General features: G+C 54.1%; 19 protein-coding genes, 1 tRNA gene, 1 rRNA gene and 1 other annotated feature. Of the genes, 7 read left to right on the forward strand and 14 right to left on the reverse strand.

The features are described from left to right. Positions 1–158: 158 nt before the first annotated feature. The 5 genes from AC6I7A_RS15115 to rluD form a co-directional block, all read right to left on the reverse strand. Positions 159–233: transfer RNA gene (locus AC6I7A_RS15115), tRNA-Glu, on the reverse strand. A gap of 89 nt (positions 234–322) precedes the next feature. Beyond that, positions 323–1,862: ribosomal RNA gene (locus tag AC6I7A_RS15120) — 16S ribosomal RNA — on the reverse strand. Positions 1,863–2,335: 473 nt separating this feature from the next. Next, the gene (clpB, locus tag AC6I7A_RS15125) at positions 2,336–4,909 is read right to left on the reverse strand and encodes an ATP-dependent chaperone ClpB (protein WP_046102433.1); all 2,574 of its coding nucleotides are present in this window, start codon (positions 4,907–4,909) and stop codon (positions 2,336–2,338) included. Positions 4,910–5,034: 125 nt separating this feature from the next. After that, a complete protein-coding gene (gene yfiH / locus AC6I7A_RS15130) occupies positions 5,035–5,763 on the reverse strand; it encodes a purine nucleoside phosphorylase YfiH (protein WP_058958433.1) in 729 nt (242 codons plus the stop codon). Next, entirely contained in the window at positions 5,763–6,740 is a 978-nt protein-coding gene (gene rluD, locus AC6I7A_RS15135) for a 23S rRNA pseudouridine(1911/1915/1917) synthase RluD (RefSeq protein ID WP_009086786.1), read from the reverse strand. Before rluD ends, yfiH begins: the two co-directional genes overlap by 1 nt. 129 nt (positions 6,741–6,869) lie before the next feature. On the opposite strand from rluD, the gene bamD reads away from it, so the two are divergent. From bamD to pheA, 4 genes are all read left to right on the forward strand, one after another. Further along, a complete protein-coding gene (gene bamD / locus AC6I7A_RS15140) occupies positions 6,870–7,601 on the forward strand; it encodes an outer membrane protein assembly factor BamD (RefSeq protein WP_009086788.1) in 732 nt (243 codons plus the stop codon). A gap of 279 nt (positions 7,602–7,880) precedes the next feature. After that, positions 7,881–8,216, forward strand: a complete 336-nt coding sequence (gene raiA, locus AC6I7A_RS15145) for a ribosome-associated translation inhibitor RaiA (RefSeq protein WP_009086789.1) — start codon at positions 7,881–7,883, stop codon at positions 8,214–8,216. 88 nt (positions 8,217–8,304) lie between these two features. Further along, positions 8,305–8,429 (forward strand) — a sequence feature (Phe leader region). Further along, entirely contained in the window at positions 8,306–8,353 is a 48-nt protein-coding gene (gene pheL / locus AC6I7A_RS15150; RefSeq protein ID WP_193387678.1) for a pheA operon leader peptide PheL, read from the forward strand. It overlaps the preceding feature by 48 nt. Before the next feature lie 21 nt (positions 8,430–8,450). Then, complete coding sequence (pheA, locus tag AC6I7A_RS15155) at positions 8,451–9,614, forward strand: bifunctional chorismate mutase/prephenate dehydratase (RefSeq protein ID WP_009086794.1); 1,164 nt, start codon at positions 8,451–8,453, stop codon at positions 9,612–9,614. A 32-nt stretch (positions 9,615–9,646) separates the two neighbouring features. Here the strand turns inward: pheA and tyrA are convergent, their stop codons facing one another. Continuing rightward, positions 9,647–10,768, reverse strand: a complete 1,122-nt coding sequence (gene tyrA, locus AC6I7A_RS15160; RefSeq protein ID WP_009086795.1) for a bifunctional chorismate mutase/prephenate dehydrogenase — start codon at positions 10,766–10,768, stop codon at positions 9,647–9,649. Between the two features lie 5 nt (positions 10,769–10,773). Continuing rightward, positions 10,774–11,853 (reverse strand): 3-deoxy-7-phosphoheptulonate synthase, encoded by a 1,080-nt coding sequence (locus AC6I7A_RS15165; RefSeq protein WP_058958434.1) that lies wholly within the window; start codon positions 11,851–11,853, stop codon positions 10,774–10,776. 288 nt (positions 11,854–12,141) lie between these two features. Between AC6I7A_RS15165 and AC6I7A_RS15170 the strand changes: the two genes are divergently transcribed. Then, entirely contained in the window at positions 12,142–12,678 is a 537-nt protein-coding gene (locus tag AC6I7A_RS15170; protein ID WP_058958435.1) for a GNAT family N-acetyltransferase, read from the forward strand. Positions 12,679–12,763: 85 nt separating this feature from the next. Here AC6I7A_RS15170 and rplS read toward each other — a convergent pair whose 3' ends face one another. The 5 genes from rplS to ffh all read right to left on the reverse strand — a co-directional run bounded on the left by rplS (position 12,764) and on the right by ffh (position 16,272). Continuing rightward, on the reverse strand, positions 12,764–13,111 hold the full coding sequence (gene rplS / locus AC6I7A_RS15175) for a 50S ribosomal protein L19 (RefSeq protein ID WP_003849035.1): 348 nt from the start codon (positions 13,109–13,111) through the stop codon (positions 12,764–12,766). A 42-nt stretch (positions 13,112–13,153) separates the two neighbouring features. Further along, the gene (gene trmD / locus AC6I7A_RS15180) at positions 13,154–13,918 is read right to left on the reverse strand and encodes a tRNA (guanosine(37)-N1)-methyltransferase TrmD (protein WP_009086876.1); all 765 of its coding nucleotides are present in this window, start codon (positions 13,916–13,918) and stop codon (positions 13,154–13,156) included. A gap of 35 nt (positions 13,919–13,953) precedes the next feature. Continuing rightward, positions 13,954–14,502 (reverse strand): ribosome maturation factor RimM, encoded by a 549-nt coding sequence (gene rimM, locus AC6I7A_RS15185; protein WP_009086878.1) that lies wholly within the window; start codon positions 14,500–14,502, stop codon positions 13,954–13,956. Between the two features lie 18 nt (positions 14,503–14,520). Next, positions 14,521–14,769 (reverse strand): 30S ribosomal protein S16, encoded by a 249-nt coding sequence (rpsP, locus tag AC6I7A_RS15190; RefSeq protein WP_009086880.1) that lies wholly within the window; start codon positions 14,767–14,769, stop codon positions 14,521–14,523. Between the two features lie 141 nt (positions 14,770–14,910). Then, positions 14,911–16,272 (reverse strand): signal recognition particle protein, encoded by a 1,362-nt coding sequence (gene ffh / locus AC6I7A_RS15195; protein WP_009086882.1) that lies wholly within the window; start codon positions 16,270–16,272, stop codon positions 14,911–14,913. A 164-nt stretch (positions 16,273–16,436) separates the two neighbouring features. Here ffh and AC6I7A_RS15200 point away from each other — a divergent pair, with 164 nt between their 5' ends. Then, positions 16,437–17,237: a cytochrome C assembly family protein gene (locus AC6I7A_RS15200; RefSeq protein ID WP_009086884.1), complete on the forward strand. Its 801-nt coding sequence runs from the start codon at positions 16,437–16,439 to the stop codon at positions 17,235–17,237. Positions 17,238–17,252: 15 nt separating this feature from the next. Next, the gene (locus tag AC6I7A_RS15205; protein WP_033736021.1) at positions 17,253–18,539 is read left to right on the forward strand and encodes an HlyC/CorC family transporter; all 1,287 of its coding nucleotides are present in this window, start codon (positions 17,253–17,255) and stop codon (positions 18,537–18,539) included. 61 nt (positions 18,540–18,600) lie between these two features. Here AC6I7A_RS15205 and luxS read toward each other — a convergent pair whose 3' ends face one another. Next, positions 18,601–19,116, reverse strand: a complete 516-nt coding sequence (gene luxS / locus AC6I7A_RS15210; protein ID WP_009086888.1) for an S-ribosylhomocysteine lyase — start codon at positions 19,114–19,116, stop codon at positions 18,601–18,603. A 150-nt stretch (positions 19,117–19,266) separates the two neighbouring features. Further along, the gene (gene gshA / locus AC6I7A_RS15215; RefSeq protein ID WP_058958436.1) at positions 19,267–20,874 is read right to left on the reverse strand and encodes a glutamate--cysteine ligase; all 1,608 of its coding nucleotides are present in this window, start codon (positions 20,872–20,874) and stop codon (positions 19,267–19,269) included. Between the last annotated feature and the right edge of the window lie 9 nt (positions 20,875–20,883).

The raw sequence follows: 20,883 nt of genomic DNA on the forward strand, positions 1-20,883 counted from the left end.
CATTCTTATTACGGAGAATGAACGCGTCATGTCGTTTCAATTTTCAGCTTGTTCCGGATTGTTAAAGAGCAAATATCTCAGACGCGTCTCCCTGCTCGCGCAGCGGAAACGGTTTTGAGATACTGTATGGAGACACCTTTCACCTGTCACCAAGCAGGTGGCGTCCCCTAGGGGATTCGAACCCCTGTTGCCGCCGTGAAAGGGCGGAGTCCTAACCGCTAGACGAAGGGGACACGATAGTGTCACAACTTCGCAGCCGTCCTGCTCATTACTTTTTTATCAGACAATCTGTGTGAGCACTGCGCGGGAAGGTATCTTCAGGTAAGGAGGTGATCCAACCGCAGGTTCCCCTACGGTTACCTTGTTACGACTTCACCCCAGTCATGAATCACAAAGTGGTAAGCGCCCTCCCGAAGGTTAAGCTACCTACTTCTTTTGCAACCCACTCCCATGGTGTGACGGGCGGTGTGTACAAGGCCCGGGAACGTATTCACCGTGGCATTCTGATCCACGATTACTAGCGATTCCGACTTCACGGAGTCGAGTTGCAGACTCCGATCCGGACTACGACGCACTTTGTGAGGTCCGCTTGCTCTCGCGAGGTCGCTTCTCTTTGTATGCGCCATTGTAGCACGTGTGTAGCCCTACTCGTAAGGGCCATGATGACTTGACGTCATCCCCACCTTCCTCCGGTTTATCACCGGCAGTCTCCTTTGAGTTCCCGACCGAATCGCTGGCAACAAAGGATAAGGGTTGCGCTCGTTGCGGGACTTAACCCAACATTTCACAACACGAGCTGACGACAGCCATGCAGCACCTGTCTCAGAGTTCCCGAAGGCACCAAAGCATCTCTGCTAAGTTCTCTGGATGTCAAGAGTAGGTAAGGTTCTTCGCGTTGCATCGAATTAAACCACATGCTCCACCGCTTGTGCGGGCCCCCGTCAATTCATTTGAGTTTTAACCTTGCGGCCGTACTCCCCAGGCGGTCGACTTAACGCGTTAGCTCCGGAAGCCACTCCTCAAGGGAACAACCTCCAAGTCGACATCGTTTACGGCGTGGACTACCAGGGTATCTAATCCTGTTTGCTCCCCACGCTTTCGCACCTGAGCGTCAGTCTTCGTCCAGGGGGCCGCCTTCGCCACCGGTATTCCTCCAGATCTCTACGCATTTCACCGCTACACCTGGAATTCTACCCCCCTCTACGAGACTCAAGCCTGCCAGTTTCAAATGCAGTTCCCAGGTTAAGCCCGGGGATTTCACATCTGACTTAACAGACCGCCTGCGTGCGCTTTACGCCCAGTAATTCCGATTAACGCTTGCACCCTCCGTATTACCGCGGCTGCTGGCACGGAGTTAGCCGGTGCTTCTTCTGCGGGTAACGTCAATCGGCGAGGTTATTAACCTCACCGCCTTCCTCCCCGCTGAAAGTACTTTACAACCCGAAGGCCTTCTTCATACACGCGGCATGGCTGCATCAGGCTTGCGCCCATTGTGCAATATTCCCCACTGCTGCCTCCCGTAGGAGTCTGGACCGTGTCTCAGTTCCAGTGTGGCTGGTCATCCTCTCAGACCAGCTAGGGATCGTCGCCTAGGTGGGCCATTACCCCGCCTACTAGCTAATCCCATCTGGGTTCATCCGATAGTGAGAGGCCCGAAGGTCCCCCTCTTTGGTCTTGCGACGTTATGCGGTATTAGCCACCGTTTCCAGTGGTTATCCCCCTCTATCGGGCAGATCCCCAGACATTACTCACCCGTCCGCCACTCGTCACCCAAGAGCAAGCTCTCTGTGCTACCGTCCGACTTGCATGTGTTAGGCCTGCCGCCAGCGTTCAATCTGAGCCATGATCAAACTCTTCAATTTAAAGTTTGATTTGCTGAAACGAGTTCAGCGGTGCTCATCTGTAAAACGTCATAATGAATTTCATTATGTGTTCACTCGTGAGGCTTTGATATTTTTGTGCGTCCGAAGACGCTGATATCAATCCTGCGAGTGCCCACACAGATTGTCTGATAAATTGTTAAAGAGCAGTGCGAACAGTGCGTTAGCGTCCTGTCGCGAGGTGGCGTATATTACGCTTTCCTCCTTCAGAGTCAACCTCTTTTTCAGAAGTTTTTCTCCGGCGGCTCAGTCTCCTGAACCTTCAACCTGCTTCCCGTTGCCGGTGTGCCGTGTCGATGGAGGCGCATTATAGGGAGCCGTTCAGATAGCGCAAGTGCAAATGACAACTTTTTTACCGACCGTTCACTTTGCACTCAATTCGCTGCCTTATTAAACAAAAGCCAGGTAAAAGGGCATAAAAAAACGGGCCAGCGGCCCGTTTTTATCTCGCAGGATTACTGATGAGCTGTAATCACATCGTTTTCCACATCCATCTGGATTGTTTTGCCCGGCACCAGTGAACCAGAAAGGATCTGCTGTGCCAGCGGGTTTTCAATCTGCTGCTGTATCGCCCGTTTCAGCGGACGCGCACCATAGACCGGATCGTAGCCATTCTCCGCCAGCAACCGCAGAGCCTCCTCGGAGATATGCAACTGATAGCCCCGCTCCTCCAGACGGTGATACAGCCGCTGCAGCTGAATCTGAGCAATAGAGGCAATATGTTTCTCAGCCAGCGGATGGAACACCACGACCTCATCAATACGGTTGATGAATTCAGGACGGAAGTGCTGGCCAACCACACCCATCACAATCTCTTTCATTTCCGGATAGCCGAGATCGCCGAACCGCTCCTGAATTAAATCTGACCCAAGGTTAGAGGTCATGATCACCACGCTGTTACGGAAATCGACCGTTCTGCCCTGTCCATCCGTCAGGCGTCCATCATCCAGCACCTGCAGCAGAATGTTAAAGACATCAGGATGCGCCTTTTCGACCTCATCCAGCAGGATGACGGAGTAAGGACGACGGCGTACCGCTTCAGTCAGATAACCGCCCTCTTCATAACCGACATAGCCCGGAGGGGCACCCACCAGCCGTGACACCGAATGTTTTTCCATAAATTCGGACATGTCGATACGCACCATGGCATCGTCACTGTCGAACAGGAAGTTAGCCAGCGATTTACACAGCTCGGTCTTACCTACACCGGTCGGCCCCAGGAACAGGAACGAACCGATAGGACGGTTAGGATCCGACAGACCGGCACGGCTGCGACGAATCGCATTGGATACCGCCTCAACGGCTTCATCCTGTCCGATAACCCTGCCATGCAGCTCCTGCTCCATCCGCAACAGCTTATCGCGCTCACCTTCCATCATTCGTGCTACCGGGATACCGGTCCAGCGGGCCAGCACATCGGCAATCTCCACATCTGTTACCCGGTTACGCAGTAACTTCATGGTTTTGCCTTCCGCCTGGGTGGCTGCAGCTAACTGTTTTTCCAGGGCAGGAATTTTACCGTACTGCAACTCTGACATCTGAGCGAGATCGCCCTGACGACGGGCCTGCTCTAAATTGAGGCGCGCCTGCTCCAGTTCAGCTTTGATGTTCTGCGTGCCGGATAATGAGGCTTTCTCGGTTTTCCACTCATCTTCAAGCTCGGCATACTCCCGCTCTTTCTGATTCAGCTCGCTCTCCAGCATCTCAAGGCGTTTGATGCTGGCATCATCAGCCTCTTTCTTCAGTGCCTGCTGCTCCAGCTTCAGTTGAATGATGCGACGCTCCAGACGATCCAGTGACTCCGGCTTCGAGTCCATCTGCATACGAATGCTGGATGCCGCCTCGTCGATCAGGTCAATCGCCTTGTCAGGCAGCTGCCGGTCCGCAATGTAACGATGAGAGAGCGTTGCAGCCGCGACGATCGCCGGGTCAGTGATCTGCACATGATGATGCAGTTCATAACGCTCTTTCAGGCCGCGCAGAATGGCGATGGTATCTTCGACACTCGGTTCCGCCACAAAGACTTTCTGGAAACGGCGCTCCAGCGCAGCATCTTTTTCAATATACTGCCGGTACTCATCCAGCGTAGTGGCACCGACACAGTGCAGCTCGCCACGCGCCAGCGCGGGTTTAAGCATATTGCCGGCATCCATCGCGCCGTCAGCTTTACCGGCACCGACCATCGTATGCAGCTCGTCGATGAACAGAATGACGTTACCTTCCTGCTTCGACAGATCGCTCAGCACCCCTTTCAGGCGCTCTTCGAATTCACCGCGATATTTAGCACCGGCCACCAGCGCACCCATATCCAGCGCCAGAACCCGCCGGCCTTTCAGACCTTCAGGCACTTCGCCATTGATAATGCGCTGCGCCAGCCCTTCAACAATCGCTGTTTTACCCACGCCGGGTTCACCAATCAGCACCGGGTTATTTTTGGTACGGCGCTGCAACACCTGGATGGTGCGACGGATCTCTTCATCACGGCCGATAACCGGATCGAGTTTGCCCTTCTCGGCGCGCTCGGTCAGATCGATAGTATATTTCTTCAGTGCCTGGCGCTGATCTTCAGCCCCCTGATCGTTCACGTTGTCTCCTCCCCGCATTTGTTCAATCGCACTGGTGATTTTTTCGCGAGTGGCACCTGCCGCTTTGAGCAGATCGGCCAGAGAGCCGCGTGATTCCAGGGCAGCCAGAACAAATAATTCAGATGAAATAAAGTTGTCGTTGCGCTTCTGCGCCAGTTTGTCGCACAGGTTTAATACCCGGACGAGGTCAGATGAGGGCTGGACATCCCCTTCGCTGCCTTCAACCTGCGGCAGGCGGTCAATGGCCTGCTCAACCTGCGCGCGAAAAGGTGTCACGTCGACACCGGCCGACGTCAGTAAAGGCGAAACCGATCCGCCTTCCTGTTTGAGCAATGCGCTCATCAGGTGCAGAGGTTCAATAAATTGGTTGTCGTGTCCCAGAGCCAGGGACTGCGCGTCGGCGAGAGCCAGCTGAAATTTGTTGGTAAGACGATCCAGACGCATAATTCCTCCCATTACAGGTCAAAATGCTACTGGAGATTAAATGAGGTCATCCCTCAAATTTTCAAGGTTAATGACCTGAGATTTGAGTAAAAAATACGCTAACTGGACCGTCTTATCGCGTAAGGTTATAACAGCCAGATCAAAGTTGCCATACGCCCGGTGATCCCATCGCGGCGGAAAGAGAAGAAATCGTCACGCTGTGTAAAGGTACAGCGGCTGTCGGCGCTGATAGAACGGACGCCTGCAGCCTGCAGTCGCCTGCGCGCCAGTAGCCAGATATTGGCGTAGAATCGCTCTCCCGACGGATGAAAAGCCTGTCCGGCGTGGGGGTCCTGAGCCACAAAGGCGTCGCGCACTTCGGCACCGACCTCAAACGCATCAGGGCCGATTGCCGGCCCCAGCCAGGCATGAATCTGGTCGGGCGGCGATCGGAACTGCGCCAGGGTATTTTCCAGAACGCCCGCACAGAGGCCACGCCAGCCGGCATGCGCGGCCGCCACTTCAGCACCATCCTGCGAACAGAACAGCACCGGCAGACAGTCAGCCGTCATAATGGCGCAGACCACGCCAGGCGCGGAGGTGATGCAGGCGTCAGCGCGTAATGGCGTCTCTCCCCCTTCAGCCAGACGCACGACGCCGGTGCCGTGCACCTGATCCAGCCACTGTGGCATCGCAGGCAACCCCGCCTCATCAACCAGCAACTGACGGTTACGCGCAACCGCGTCGGGATTATCCCCCACGTGCCCGCCCAGGTTAAGCGCATCCCACGGGGAGTGACTGACTCCGCCCTGGCGGCGGGTTGAGCAGGCCCGGACACGCGCCGGTGCGGGCCATTGAGGAATAATCAGATCCATTACCAGTCCATCTGGTCTTTAAATTCTGCGGTGTCTGCTTTTAACGCCGCAATCAGATCGACCATGTCCTGCGGGATAGCCGCATGAAACTCCATTTCAATACCGCTGATAGGATGGTAAAGACGCAGCATCGTAGCGTGCAGCGCCTGACGGTCGAAGCCCCGTAGCGTAGCGATAAATGCCTCTGAGGCGCCTTTTGGCGGACGCGGGCGACCACCGTAGAGCGGATCGCCCACCAGCGGATGGCTGATGTGCGACATATGAACGCGGATCTGGTGAGTACGCCCGGTTTCCAGACGCAGACGCAGACGCGTGTGCGCACGGAAATGCTCCATGATGCGGTAGTGCGTGACCGCCGGTTTCCCCATCGGGTGTACGGCCATGTGCGTACGTTTGGTGGAGTGACGACTGATCGGCTCTTCGACCGTGCCGCCCGCTGTCATATTACCAATCGCAACGGCTTCATATTCACGGGTAATTTCACGCCGCTGCAGTGATTCCACCAGATGCGTCTGTGCCGGTACGGTTTTCGCCACGACCATCAGGCCGGTCGTGTCTTTATCCAGGCGGTGTACGATGCCCGCACGAGGCACATCCATGATCGCAGGATAGTGATGAAGCAATGCATTCAGCACCGTGCCATCCGGATTACCGGCACCGGGATGCACCACAAAATCGCGGGGTTTATTGATGACAATGATGTCTTCATCTTCGTAAACGATGTCGAGTGGCAGATTTTGCGGTTCCCAGCGCTGTGCCTCCTCAATCTCAGCGTTAATCGCGACCAGCTCGCCGCCCAACACTTTTTCTTTTGGGGTATCGACCATGACGCCGTTTACCGTCACGCGACGATCGAGGATCCACTCTTTTATGCGTGAACGTGAATAATCAGGGAACAATTCCGCCAAAGTCTGATCTAAGCGTTGTCCGAGTTGTGATTCGGATACCGTTGCGGTGAGTTGAACTTGTTGTGCCATATACAGCTTCTTCGTTAACGTTGGGTTTTCACGGCGATGCCGTTTAATATAATGTGCTATCGTACCTGGTCATTACCGGGAGCTATACGGACAGCTTCCGCCATAACATTTGAGGATAATCACTTCGTCATGACGCGTATGAAACATCTGGTGGCTGCTGCCACACTGAGCCTGGCACTTGTTGGTTGTTCCGGCTCAAATGACGCGGTACCGGACAGCCCGCCTTCTGAAATCTATGCCACAGCGCAGCAAAAGCTGCAGGACGGTAACTTTAAAGCTGCGATTAAGCAACTGGAAGCGCTGGATAATCGTTATCCGTTCGGTCCTTACTCGCAGCAGGTGCAGCTGGATTTAATCTACGCGTACTATAAAAATGCCGATCTGCCTCTGGCACAGGCTGCCATTGCGCGCTTTATGCGTCTCAATCCGACCCATCCGAACATCGACTATGTCATCTATATGAAAGGTCTGACGGATATGGCGCTGGATGATTCAGCACTGCAGGGCTTCTTCGGTATCGATCGTTCTGACCGCGACCCGACGCATGCACGTGATGCTTTCCGTGACTTCTCACAGCTGCTGCGCAGTTACCCGAACAGTCAGTATGCCGCTGACGCGCAGAAACGTCTGGTCTACCTGAAAGATCGCCTGGCCAAATATGAGCTTTCAGTGGCGCAATTCTATACTAAGCGTGAGGCTTATGTCGCGGTTGTTAACCGGGTTGAAGGGATGATGCGCGATTATCCGGATACGCAGGCGACACACGACGCACTGCCGCTGATGGAGAATGCCTACCGCAACCTGCAGCTGAACGCTGAAGCGGATAAAGTGGCGAAAATCATCGCGGCTAACAATAGCTGACAGCAGGCTGCGTTTCAGCCATAAAAAAAGCAGCCGGAAAGGCTGCTTTTTTTTGCTCACAAAACAGTCATAACTGGATCTGAAATCAGCGAGCTAACCCATCAAGAATGCCGGGTTTATCGGTTCGCTTCAAGGTATTTCCGCCCGTTTCTGAGCCTTTCTCACAGATTGTCAAAACTGACAAAAAGTGACATTTTTCCGTGATAGAAATCTCACATTCAGCGCTTTTTCGCGCTATGCTGAGAAGACCAAGACGGAAATGACAGCGAGGTAAGAACGATGATTCTGAACATTACCAGTAAGCAAATGGAAATCACCCCGGCCATCCGAAGCCATGTTGAAGACCGTCTCGCCAAGCTCGAAAAATGGCAAACCGACCTGATTAATCCGCATATTGTTCTGTCGAAAGAGCCCAAAGAATTCGTGGCCGATGCCACCATTAACACCCCAAACGGGACTCTGGTGGCCAGTGCCAAACATGACGATATGTACACCGCGATCAACGACCTGATTGCGAAGCTGGAGCGCCAGCTCAACAAAGTACAGCACAAGTCTGAAGCACGCCGCGCCAGTGCCAGCGTGAAAGACATCATTCCTGCTGACGAAGCGTCCTGATTTTCTTAACGCGCCTCCGGGCGCGTTTTTTATTGACAGCTTTTAAGCTGTACGGTTACTCTCCCCCTACTCCTTTTACGGACATTTCCATGAAACATGATCTGTTTTTCTTCGCTTTCTTTTTTACCTTCCCCTGAACGGGAGGCCATTCGTCGTGAGAAAATGAAAGCGAAGACGAACAACCAAGCCTCCCAGCCGGGAGGCTTTTTTTTGGATAGCATACAGGTGAGCCCTATGAATCCCGACAATCCATTGCTGGCGCTACGCGATAAGATCAGCGCAGTGGATAAAAAACTTCTGACGCTGCTGGCTGAGCGTCGTCTGCTGGCAGTGGAAGTTGCGCAGGCCAAGCTGGCTACACATCGCCCGATTCGGGATGTCGAGCGCGAACGCGCGCTGCTGGAAAATCTGATTGTGCTGGGTAAGGCCCATCACCTGGATGCGCATTATATCACCCGTCTGTTTCAGCTGGTCATTGAAGATTCCGTTCTGACCCAGCAGGCGCTGCTGCAAAAGAACCTCAACCACCCTCATGCCCATGCGGCGCGTATCGCCTTCCTCGGTCCTAAAGGCTCTTACTCCCATCTGGCGGCACGCAACTATGCATCGCGCCACTTCGATAATATGGTGGAGTGTGGCTGCCTGAAGTTTCACGACATCATCAAACAGGTCGAAAATGGCGCAGCCGATTACGCCGTCATGCCGATTGAGAACACCAGTTCAGGCTCCATCAATGATGTTTATGACCTGCTGCAGCAGACCAGCCTCTCCATTGTGGGTGAACTGACGCTGCCTATCGACCACTGCGTCCTGGTGAAGGGTAGCAGCGACCTGCAGCAGATAGAGACGGTTTACAGCCATCCTCAGCCGTTCCAGCAGTGCAGCCAGTTTATTAACCGCTTCCCGCACTGGAAAATCGAATATACCGAGAGTACGGCCGCGGCAATGGAAAAGGTCGCAGCGCTCAACTCCCCTGCCGTTGCGGCCCTGGGCAGTGAAGCCGGTGGTGAACTCTATCAGTTGCAGGTGCTGGAGCGGAATCTGGCCAATCAGCAGCAAAACCACACCCGCTTCATCGTGCTGGCGCGTAAGGCAATCGATGTGTCAGATCAGGTACCGGCCAAAACCACGCTGATCATGGCAACCGGTCAGCAGGCGGGTGCGCTGGTCGATGCGCTGCTGGTACTGCGTCAGCACAACCTGATTATGAGCAAGCTGGAGTCCCGCCCGATTCACGGTAATCCGTGGGAAGAGATGTTCTACATTGATGTGCAGGGCAATCTGCAATCAGAGCGGATGCAGCAGGCGCTGCAGGAATTACAGACAATGACCCGCTCGCTGAAGGTGCTGGGCTGTTATCCCAGCGAGAATGTCGTGCCCGTTGAACCTGCCGAATAGAAAAAAGGCATCCGGAAGGATGCCTTTTTCTTTTATGGGCGGCTGTCGTTCGCCGATCGCAGCAGGCTGCGACTCTCAATGAGGAAGCGTCGGGCATGATCCCCAAACCACTGCTCTACGCGATTAAAGCTGGCGATAAACGCCTGTTTGTCACCCTGCTCCAGCAGCGCAATCGCTTCACCAAACCGCTGGTAGTAACGTTTAATCAGCGCCAGATTACTCTCTGAAGACATAATGATATCGGCGTAAAGCTGCGGGTCCTGAGCGAATAACCGCCCGACCATTGCCAGCTCCAGCCGGTAAATCGGTGATGAAAGCGCCAGCAGCTGGTCAAGATTGACGTTCTCTTCGGCTAAATGCAGGCCATAAGCAAAGGTGGCAAAGTGACGCAGCGCCTGGATAAACGCCATGTTCTGATCGTGCTCAACCGCACTGATGCGATGCAGGCGCGCACCCCAGACCTGAATCTGCTCCAGGAACCATTGATACGCCTCCGGCTGCCGGCCATCACACCAGACCACCACCTGTTTCGCCAGGCTGCCACTGTCCGGACCGAACATCGGATGAAGACCCAGCACCGGACCGTTATGGGCGGCCAGCATCGCCTGCAGAGGGCGGTTTTTGACCGACGCCAGATCGACCAGAATGCAGTCGTCTGGCAGAGGGGGTAATTGTGCAATCACCTGTTCAGTCAGGTGAATCGGCACGCTGATGATGACCATACCGGCGTCACGGAGTAAGGTCTCCGCCTGCGGCCAGTCCTCTTTATCCAGCGTTTTCACCGTATAGCCTGACAGGCCGAGCATCTTTTCAAAGAGTCGGCCCATCTGGCCCTTGCCGCCAACGATCACCACCGGACGCAGTGCCGGGCACAGGGTTTTAAAGCCTTTATCATTCTCGCTGGTATAGGATTCGCGCATCACGCGACGCAGCACATCCTCAATCAGATCCGGCGGCACACCGAGCGCTTCAGCCTCTTTGCGACGGGAAGCCAGCATTGACGCTTCCCGTTCAGGCACATAGATAGGCAGGCCGTAACGGCTTTTAACTTCCCCTACCTCAGCGACCAGCTCCAGACGTCTGGCCAGCAGATCAAGGAGCGCTTTATCAACACTATCAATTTGATCGCGTAACGCGGTCAGTTCAGCCACCATTCCTCTTATACCTCTTGTGACAGACGCGCCGACAGCACTCCCTTCAGATCCTGATGCATCTCACGCAGCAACGTTTCGGTCACGTCCCAGCTGATGCACGCATCGGTGACGGAAACGCCATATTTCATTTCGCTGCGTGGCAGTTCAGAAGACTGGTTACCCTCATTGATATGGCTTTCCAGCATCAGACCAATGATTGAACGGTTCCCGTCTTTGATCTGGGCGATAGCGGATTCCGCTACGCCAGGCTGACGGCTGTAGTCTTTGTTCGAATTACCATGGCTGCAATCTATCATTAAGGCAGGACGCAGTCCCGCCTTCTGCATCTCTTTTTCACACTGTGCGACATCTTCAGGGCCGTAGTTCGGCGCTTTACCACCACGCAGGATTACATGCCCATCCGGGTTGCCCTGCGTCTGCAGCAGGCAGACCTGACCCGCCTGATTGATGCCGACGAAGCGATGCGGCATTGCCGCAGCGCGCATCGCATTGATCGCCGTGCCCAGGCTGCCATCGGTGCCATTTTTAAAGCCTACCGGCATGGAGAGACCCGAAGCCATTTCGCGGTGCGTCTGGGATTCGGTCGTGCGTGCGCCAATGGCGGACCAGCTGAACAGATCACCCAGATATTGCGGGCTGTTTGGATCGAGCGCTTCTGTCGCCAGCGGCAGGCCCATTTCAACCAGGTCCACCAGCAGCTTACGAGCGATGTGCAGACCCGCTTCCATATCGAACGAGTTATCCATGTAAGGATCGTTGATCAGCCCTTTCCAGCCGACGGTGGTACGGGGTTTTTCAAAGTAGACGCGCATAACGATATAGAGCTGATCGCTCACCTGTTCAGAAAGGGTTTGCAGACGACGCGCATAGTCCAGTGCGACTTCGGTATCGTGAATTGAACAGGGTCCGCATACCACCAGCAGACGCGGATCGCGTCCGGCAATGATGTCAGAGATGGTCTGGCGTGAAGCCGCAACCTGCTCCTGCTGTTCCAGCGTCAGTGGAAACTTCGCTTTCAGCTCTTCAGGTGTAATTAAAACCTGTTCACCGGCGATGTGCACATTGTTCAGCGCGTCTTTTTGCATGATGGCGATCCTTTATCTCGTATTGGCGGTTCTGGACTCCTCGCTGAGGATTGACGTCACTGTATCACAGCCGGTACAGAGCGCAAGATAGCATGTACACATTAATTACCACAGATCAATAACCGCCGCAGGACGCTATAAATTAATCAATAAAATCATATTTATAAAATATAAGACAAAAGAGAGCGTCAGGATTAAAGTGTAATTATATCTTTACATCTGCTTTTGTTGTTTTTCTTGCCGGCGCAGGCAAAATGAGACGATTAAGGGTTTGCATCCGGGAATGATATGCCTTCATCACCACGCACGACGCACCTGCGACCTTTCCTGCTAAGCGATGTTCCTGCGTTTACCGCTGCGGTGAACGCCTCGCTGGACAGCCTGATCCCCTGGATGGCCTGGGCACATCACGACTATCAGCCACATGAGGCGGAAAGCTGGATCCGCTTTACCCACTGGCAACGGATGCGGGAAGAAGCTGAAGAGTTTGCGATTGTCGATCAGCACGATCAGCTGCTGGGAGGCGCAGGCGTGCGCTTTGCCCGCCATCCCGGCGCTGCCAGTGCGATTGGCTACTGGGTGCGTAGTGATGTTCAGCGTCAGGGGATTGCGACCCGTGCCGTCGCCACTTTATTGCCGCTGGGGTTTTCACGTCCTGAAACACGGGTGATTGAGATTCTGGTGGCCGAGGATAATCTCGCCAGCAGAGCCGTCGCGGAGAAGTCGGGCGGCGATTTTATTGGCTGTCGTTATGGCCTGATCGTGCTCAATGATGGGCCGGTCAATACCGCGATTTATCATTTTCAGCGGCCAGAGACCGCTTAACGGCAGGCAACAGGACAAAAAAAGGGGCTGGCAGATGCCAACCCCTTGTTTGCTATTAACTTTCAGATGTCGCGTTAGCGATACCTTAGTTAAGACGCTCTTTAATACGAGCAGACTTACCAGTACGCTCACGCAGGTAGTACAGTTTGGCTTTACGCACAGCGCCACGACGTTTAACAGCGATGCTGTCAATGACCGGCGAGTGAGTCTGGAATACACGCTCAACGCCTTCGCCGTTAGAAATTTTGCGAACAGTGAATGCAGAGTGCAGACCGCGGTTACGAATAGCGATAACCACGCCCTCGAATGCCTGCAGACGTTTTTTAGAACCTTCAACGACCCATACTTTCACTTCCACGGAATCACCCGGGCGGAAGGAAGGTACGTCCTGTTTCATCTGCTCTTGTTCAATTTGCTTGATAATGTTGCTCATAATTAAATCTCATATCCTGGGTAAACTGATAGTCGGGGAAGATTACTCTTCCACATCATCGTTTTGTTGCTGCTGATGTTCCCGCTGGAACTCATTCAGCAACCTTGCTTGCTCTTCAGTCAGAGCCAGGTTTTCCAGAAGTTCAGGTCTTCTTAGCCAGGTACGGCCTAGCGACTGCTTCAGACGCCAGCGGCGAATATCGGCATGGTTACCTGACAGTAAAACTGCCGGGACTTCCACGCCCTCTAACACTTCAGGTCGGGTATAGTGCGGACAATCCAGCAAGCCGTCAGAGAACGAATCCTCATCGGCTGACGCCTGCTTGCCGAGTACGCCGGGAATAAACCGGGCGACTGCGTCAATCATCGTCATGGCTGGCAGTTCCCCGCCACTGAGAACGTAATCACCGATTGACCATTCTTCATCAATTTCGGCGTGGATTACGCGCTCATCTATCCCTTCATAACGGCCACAGACCAGAATTAACTTGTCTCGTGCCGCCAGTTCGCAAACGCCCTGTTGGTCCAGTTTGCGACCCTGAGGTGAAAGATATATCACCCTGGCGCCATCACCTGCCGCTGCTTTCGCTGCGGAGATGGCATCCCGTAAGGGTTGTACCATCATCAGCATTCCCGGTCCGCCGCCGTAAGGACGATCATCCACGGTACGGTGCCGGTCGTGCGTGAAGTCACGCGGACTCCAGCTTTGAATGCTGAGCAGACCGTTTTTTACAGCCCGGCCAGTTACCCCGTAGTCGGTAATAGCGCGAAACATTTCTGGAAACAGGCTAATAACACCAATCCACATTGTATTCGCCGTTACGTTACCGCTCGATTCGGAGCTCAAAAACCAGGATCCCAATCTACCTCAATGACGCGAGTAGAGAGATCGACTTTCCTGATAACCTGTTCATCAAGAAACGGAATTAACCGCTCCTGAACACCGAATGCATCCTTCAGGTTTGCCTTAACGACGAGAACGTCGTTCGAGCCGGTTTCCATCATATCGATGACTTTGCCCATCTCGTAGCCTTCAAGGTTAACCACCTGGCAGCCCATAAGGTCTTTCCAGTAGTAGTCACCCTCTTCCAGCGATGGCAACTGCGTCGAGTCAACCTGAATTTCGCAATTGGTTAACTGAGCCGCCGCATCCCGATCTTCAATGCCTTTGACTTTGATGATCAGGTCCTGATTGTGGTGCTTCCAACTTTCCAGTTCGACATGCTGCCATTTACCGGCGCGCTGGATGAACCAGGGTTGGTAGCTGAAGATGCTTTCAGCGTCTTCAGTGGAGGAAAACACTTTGAGCCAGCCGCGAATACCGTAGGCGGCTCCCATCTTGCCCAATACAATCGGGTTGACAGGAGGCTGTGCGGCAATTTGTCTGCTCATGCTCACCACCGTGACAGATTAAGCTGCTTTCTTAGCTTCTTTGACCAGCGCGTTAACGCGATCAGAAAGCGTTGCGCCCTGGCCAACCCAGTGCTCGATACGATCCATATCCAGACGCAGACCTTCAGCCTGACCAGAAGCGATCGGGTTGAAGAAACCAACGCGCTCGATGAAACGACCGTTGCGTGCATTGCGGCTGTCAGTAACGACGACCTGATAGAACGGACGCTTTTTAGCGCCGTGACGTGCCAAACGAATTGTTACCATAACATCCTCTTCAGTTAATAAAACACCCGGCCCCCATCGAGGAACGGGGTCCGGGTGCTGTATAAAAAGCCCGAAAATTTTACTCATTTTGGCGCAAAAAGCAACCTAAACCGCGTCCTTTCGGGCTTTTTTGTGGAACCCTTAGCGGCCGGGGAATCCTGGCGGCATCATACCTTTCATGCCGCGCATCATTTTCGCCATACCGCCCTTCTTCATCTTCTTCATCATACGCTGCATGTCGTCGAACTGCTTTAATAAGCGGTTAACGTCCTGCACCTGCATGCCGGAGCCGGTGGCGATGCGGCGTTTACGCGAGCCTTTGATGATCTCTGGCTTCTCACGCTCTTTGCGTGTCATCGAGTTGATGATGGCTTCCATGCGCACCAGAACCTTGTCATCCATCTGCGACTTCACGTTGTCAGGCAGCTGTCCCATGCCGGGCAGTTTACCCATCAGGCTGGCCATGCCGCCCATGTTACGCATCTGCTTCAGCTGCTCAAGGAAGTCGTTGAGATCGAAACCGTCACCGGTTTTCAGCTTCTTCGCCAGCTTCTCCGCTTTATCGCGGTCAACCTTGCTTTCGATATCTTCGATCAGTGACAGCACGTCACCCATGCCGAGGATGCGTGACGCAATACGGTCCGGATAGAACGGTTCCAGGGCTTCGGTTTTCTCGCCGACACCCATAAATTTAATTGGCTTGCCGGTGATATGACGAATCGACAGCGCCGCACCCCCACGTGCATCACCGTCGACTTTGGTCAGGATCACGCCGGTGAGCGGCAGCGCTTCGTTAAAGGCTTTGGCTGTGTTGGCCGCATCCTGACCAGTCATGGCATCGACCACAAACAGCGTTTCTACCGGATTAATCGCGGCATGAACCTGTTTGATTTCGTCCATCATCGCTTCATCAACGTGCAGACGACCCGCGGTATCCACCAGCAGCACATCGTAGAATTTCAGGCGCGCTTCACGCAGCGCATTGTTGACGATCTCCACCGGCTTCTGGCTGAGGTCAGAGGGGCAGAAATCCACGCCAACCTGCTGCGCCAGCGTTTCCAGCTGTTTGATTGCCGCCGGACGATAAACGTCGGCAGAGACAACCAGCACTTTCTTTTTGTGCTTCTCGCGCAGGAATTTACCCAGCTTACCCACGCTGGTGGTTTTACCGGCACCCTGCAGACCCGCCATCAGCACCACAGCTGGCGGCTGAGCGGCCAGGTCGAGAGCATTGTTCTCTGCCCCCATCGCCGCAACCAATTCGTTACGAACGATTTTGATGAACTCCTGACCCGGCGTCAGGCTTTTGTTCACATCATGGCCGACCGCGCTCTCTTTGACGCGGTTAATGAAGTCACGCACCACCGGCAGCGCAACGTCAGCTTCAAGCAGTGCCATGCGCACTTCACGCAGGGTCTCTTTAATGTTCTCTTCAGTCAGCCTTCCGCGGCCGCTGATGTTTCGCAGGGTTTGCGACAAACGATCGGTTAAATTATCAAACATGGTCTCTCACTTAAAAAGATCGCGAGGCGCCTGATCGGCAGAATGCGGCGGATTATAACACGAAGCCGCCGCGATCTCTGCAATTGCCCCTCAGATCGTTTGGAGCCTGCTGCGGCTGGCGCTATACTGCCTTTTTCCTTATCTGACTGAACCTGAAAGGATCTATGTTCGTTTTCCCGATAGTGGCGCTGTTAGCCTACTCCTTAAGTCTTGCCCTGATCATTCCGAGCCTGCTGAAGCGTAATGGCGGCTGGCGGCGAATGGCGATGCTCTCTGCCTGTGTGGCGCTGGTGACACACGCGGTAGCCCTGCAGCAGCGCATATTTGCGGTTGATAGCGGCCAGAATTTAAGCCTGCTCAACATCGGTTCACTGGTCAGCCTGTTGATCTGCGCCATTATGACCATTGTGGCGTCACGCAACCGCGGCTGGTTGCTGCTGCCGATTGTCTACAGCTTCGCGCTGATCAATCTGGCCTTTGCGACCTTTGTCCCTAATGCCTTTATCACCCACCTGGAAACGACGCCAGGGATGATGATCCATATCGGCCTGTCGCTCTTCGCCTATGCAACGCTGATTATCGCTGCCCTCTATGCGCTGCAGCTGGCATGGATCGATTACCAGTTAAAAAACAAGCGTCTGGCGTTTACGCAGGATATGCCGCCGCTGCTGACCATCGAACGCAAGATGTTTCATATCACGCAGGTCGGGGTCGTTCTGTTAACGCTGGTGCTCTGCACCGGTCTGTTTTACATGCAGGATCTTTTCAGCGCCGAAAACGTCGATAAAGCCGTGCTTTCGATTATCGCGTGGTTTGTTTATATCGTTTTGCTCTGGGGACACTATCATGAAGGCTGGCGTGGTCGCCGCGTCGTCTGGTTTAACTGCAGCGGTGCGGTGCTGTTGACCATGGCTTACTTCGGCAGTCGCATCCTGCAGCATCTGCTTGTCCCTGTCTCTCATTAAAAAGGAAGTTCTGCGTTGGAACATGTTTCAACCACCACGCTGATTATTATTCTGTGCGTCATGGTTCTGGTCTCCGCCTGGTTTGCCGGGTCGGAAACCGGCATGATGACGCTTAATCGCTATAAGCTGCGCCATCAGGTTAAAAACGGCAGTCGCGCTGCGCGCCGGGTGGAAAAGTTACTGCGGCGTCCCGATCGGCTGCTGAGCCTGGTATTAATCGGCAATAACCTGGTAAATATTCTGGCCTCCGCCCTCGCCACCATCGTCGGCATGCGCCTGCACGGTGACGAAGGGGTCGCCGTCGCGACCGGTATCCTGACCTTCGTCGTGCTGGTCTTTGCTGAAGTGCTGCCGAAAACGGTAGCCGCGCTCTATCCGGAGCGGGTCGCCTTTCCCAGCAGCCTGCTGCTGGTCCCGCTGCAATACATCATGCTGCCGCTGGTCTGGCTGCTGAATACCATTACCCGTCTGCTGATGCGGATGGTGGGAATCCGGGCTGAAGGCGCAATCAGTTCTGCGCTGAGCAAAGAGGAGCTTCGCACCATCGTCTATGAGTCACGCAGCCTGATGTCGCGCCGTAATCAGGATATGCTGCTCTCGGTGCTCGATCTGGAGAAGGTCAGCGTTGATGACATCATGGTGCCGCGTAACGAGATTGTCGGTATCAACATCAGCGATGACTGGAAATCAGTCGTCCGCCAGCTGAGCCACTCACCGCATGGCCGCATTGTCCTGTTCCGCGACTCACTGGATGACTGTGTCGGCATGCTGCGGGTGCGTGAAGCCTGGCGCATGATGACCGAGAAAAAAGAGTTCACCAAAGAGATGCTGCTGCGCGCTGCGGATGAGATTTACTACATCCCGGAAGGAACACCGCTCAACACCCAACTGGTAAAATTCCAGCGCAACAAAAAGAAAACGGGCCTGGTGGTGGATGAATATGGTGACATCAAAGGACTGGTGACCATAGAAGACATTCTGGAGGAGATCGTGGGAGATTTTACCACCTCAATGTCGCCGTCGCTGGCCGAAGAGGTGATGCCCCAGAATGATGGTTCCGTGCTGATCGAAGGCAGTGCCAGCGTGCGTGAAATCAACAAGGCGTTTAACTGGCATCTGCCAGAGCAGGAAGCCCGCACCATCAACGGTATGCTGCTGGAAGCGCTGGAGGAGATCCCCGCTATCAACACCCGCGTTCAGATCGGTCACTACAATATCGATATCCTGGACGTGCAGGACAACATGATTAAGCAGGTGCGCATCACGCCGAAGACCCCGCTGAAAAAATCGGTCGGTTCCTGAAGCCATAAAAAAACGCCGCAATCGACACGATGCGGCGTTTTTTTTAGCCGGGCAGCTCTGACTAGATGTGCAGTTCTTTCAGCTTTTCAGCAGGCAGTTTCAGATCTTCGTTACGGTTAACGCCGATCTCATGCGCCAGCACGTTGCGGGCAATCTGCTGCGCTTCATCCAGTGAGTGCAGTTTGTAGCTGCCACACTGGTATTCGTTCAGCTCAGGGATCTGGTTCTGATCTTTCACTTTCAGAACGTCTTCCATCGCCCCTTTCCACGCTTTCGCCACGCGCTGCTCATCTGGCGTACCAATCAGGCTCATGTAGAAGCCGGTACGGCAGCCCATTGGCGAAATATCGACGATTTCCACACCGTCACCGTTGAGGTGATCACGCATAAACCCGGCAAAGAGATGCTCCAGCGTATGAATGCCACGCTCAGTGAGGATATCAATGTTCGGGCGGCAGAAACGCAGGTCAAAAACGGTAATTGTATCGCCATGCGGAGTCTTCATGGTTTTCGCAACGCGAACCGCCGGTGCGCCCATGATGGTGTGATCAACGGTAAAACTATCCAGTAGTGGCATACGTCACCTCCTGTTCTGAGAATTTTTTTAAAAACGATGAAACTTTTCTGTTCGCCCAACGTCTGAATATATGAAAGACGCGCATTTGTTATCATCATCCCTGACAACAGAGATGTTAATTTGGCCACATTGATGTGGCCTTTTTCTTTTCTATCCTTCCCGGCTCGCCAGATACGCTTCAAAATCCAGCTTATCGTTCGCTTCCAGCTGCTGCTGCGCCGCGACAGATTCCTGCGCCTGACGCGTGAAATCCTCTTCGGTCAGCACCTCCAGCGGCTCTTCACAGAGCAGATGACGATACTGTTCAGCCAGCGCTACGCCGGTTCCGGTCACACCATTATCTTTCATGGCCTGCAGAATGCGCGCCGAGTAGGTTAGCTCAGGATCGTCGAACGATGCTACCAGTTGATCGCAAACCTGCTGATATTCCGTGCTCGCCTGATTGTTGCTGTCTAACACTTCAGCAACCCGACGCAGATCGGCAAACAGGGTTTTGCCCACTTCAACCAGCGAATGTTCCGCTTCACCACAACCCACAGCAATTTTCTGATCCGGTTTGCGGCCTTCCAGCACCACGCGGTTCCAGTTTTTACGGGTACACTGCAGCTCTTCTGCACTCATCTCCGGCGCATCGGCCAGCGTACACCAGATCAGGAACAGGTCGAGGAAGCGCACCTGGTTCTCATCGACCCCGATAGCCGAGAACGGGTTGATATCCAGTGAACGGACCTCAATGTACTCAATGCCACCCCGCAGCAGCGCGTCAGATGGCGCTTCACCGGAACGGGTCACCCGTTTTGGCCGGATTGGCGCATAGAGTTCATTCTCAATCTGCAGCACGTTGGTATTGAGCTGCAGCCAGTTGCCGTCAGCATCTTTCGTGCCCATGCCCGCAAACTCTTCTGACGGCGTTTTGATCGCTTTCTTCAGCGCCGTGACATAGCCTTCCAGCGAGTTAAACGTAATGCCCAGCGAGCTCTGCGATTTATTGGTGTAGCCGAGATCGCTCAGACGCAATGAGGTTGCATAAGGCAGCCACATTGTATCTTTGTCGTTGGTTTCAAACGGCAGCGGACTCTCACGGCCCTGCAGGAAGCTGGAGCTGATCGCTGGCGATGCGCCAAACAGATAAGGGATCACCCAGCCGAAGCGATAGTAGTTGCGGATCAACCGCAGGTAGCCCGCCGAGATGGTCTCTTTTCCGCTCTCCACATCTTTCACATCCGCCCACTCCTGCCAGAAGGAAAGCGGCAGCGAGAAGTTGTAGTGAATGCCGGAGATGGTCTGCATCAACGCGCCATAGCGGTTTTTCAGGCCCTGACGATAGAGGGTCTTCATCTGACCAATGTTGGATTGACCATACTGTGCCAGCTCAATATTGTCCGCATCGTCAATCACGCACGGCATACTGAAAGGCCACATACGCTCGTCACCCAGCTCACGGGCAACGTGACGATGGATATCGCGCAGGAAAGCCAGCATGTGATCGATGCTGTGATCCACTGGGGTAATAAACTCCAGCAACGTTTCGGCAAAATCGGTGGTGATCCAGTCATGCTTCAGCGCCGACCCCAGCGAGGCCGGGTGTCCGCTTTTTGCCAGGTCGCCATTTGCCTGTACGCGCAGTGTTTCACGCTCGATGCCACGGCCAATGCCCTTGAGAGCATTGGGATGCGCTTCCAGCCAGGAGAGCGCTTTAGAGACGTCCGGGATCACATTCCCCCCCCGCTGTGATAATAATTTATTTTTGTTCAGCATAATCTTAAC

Source organism: Type-F symbiont of Plautia stali, from assembly GCF_059731105.1.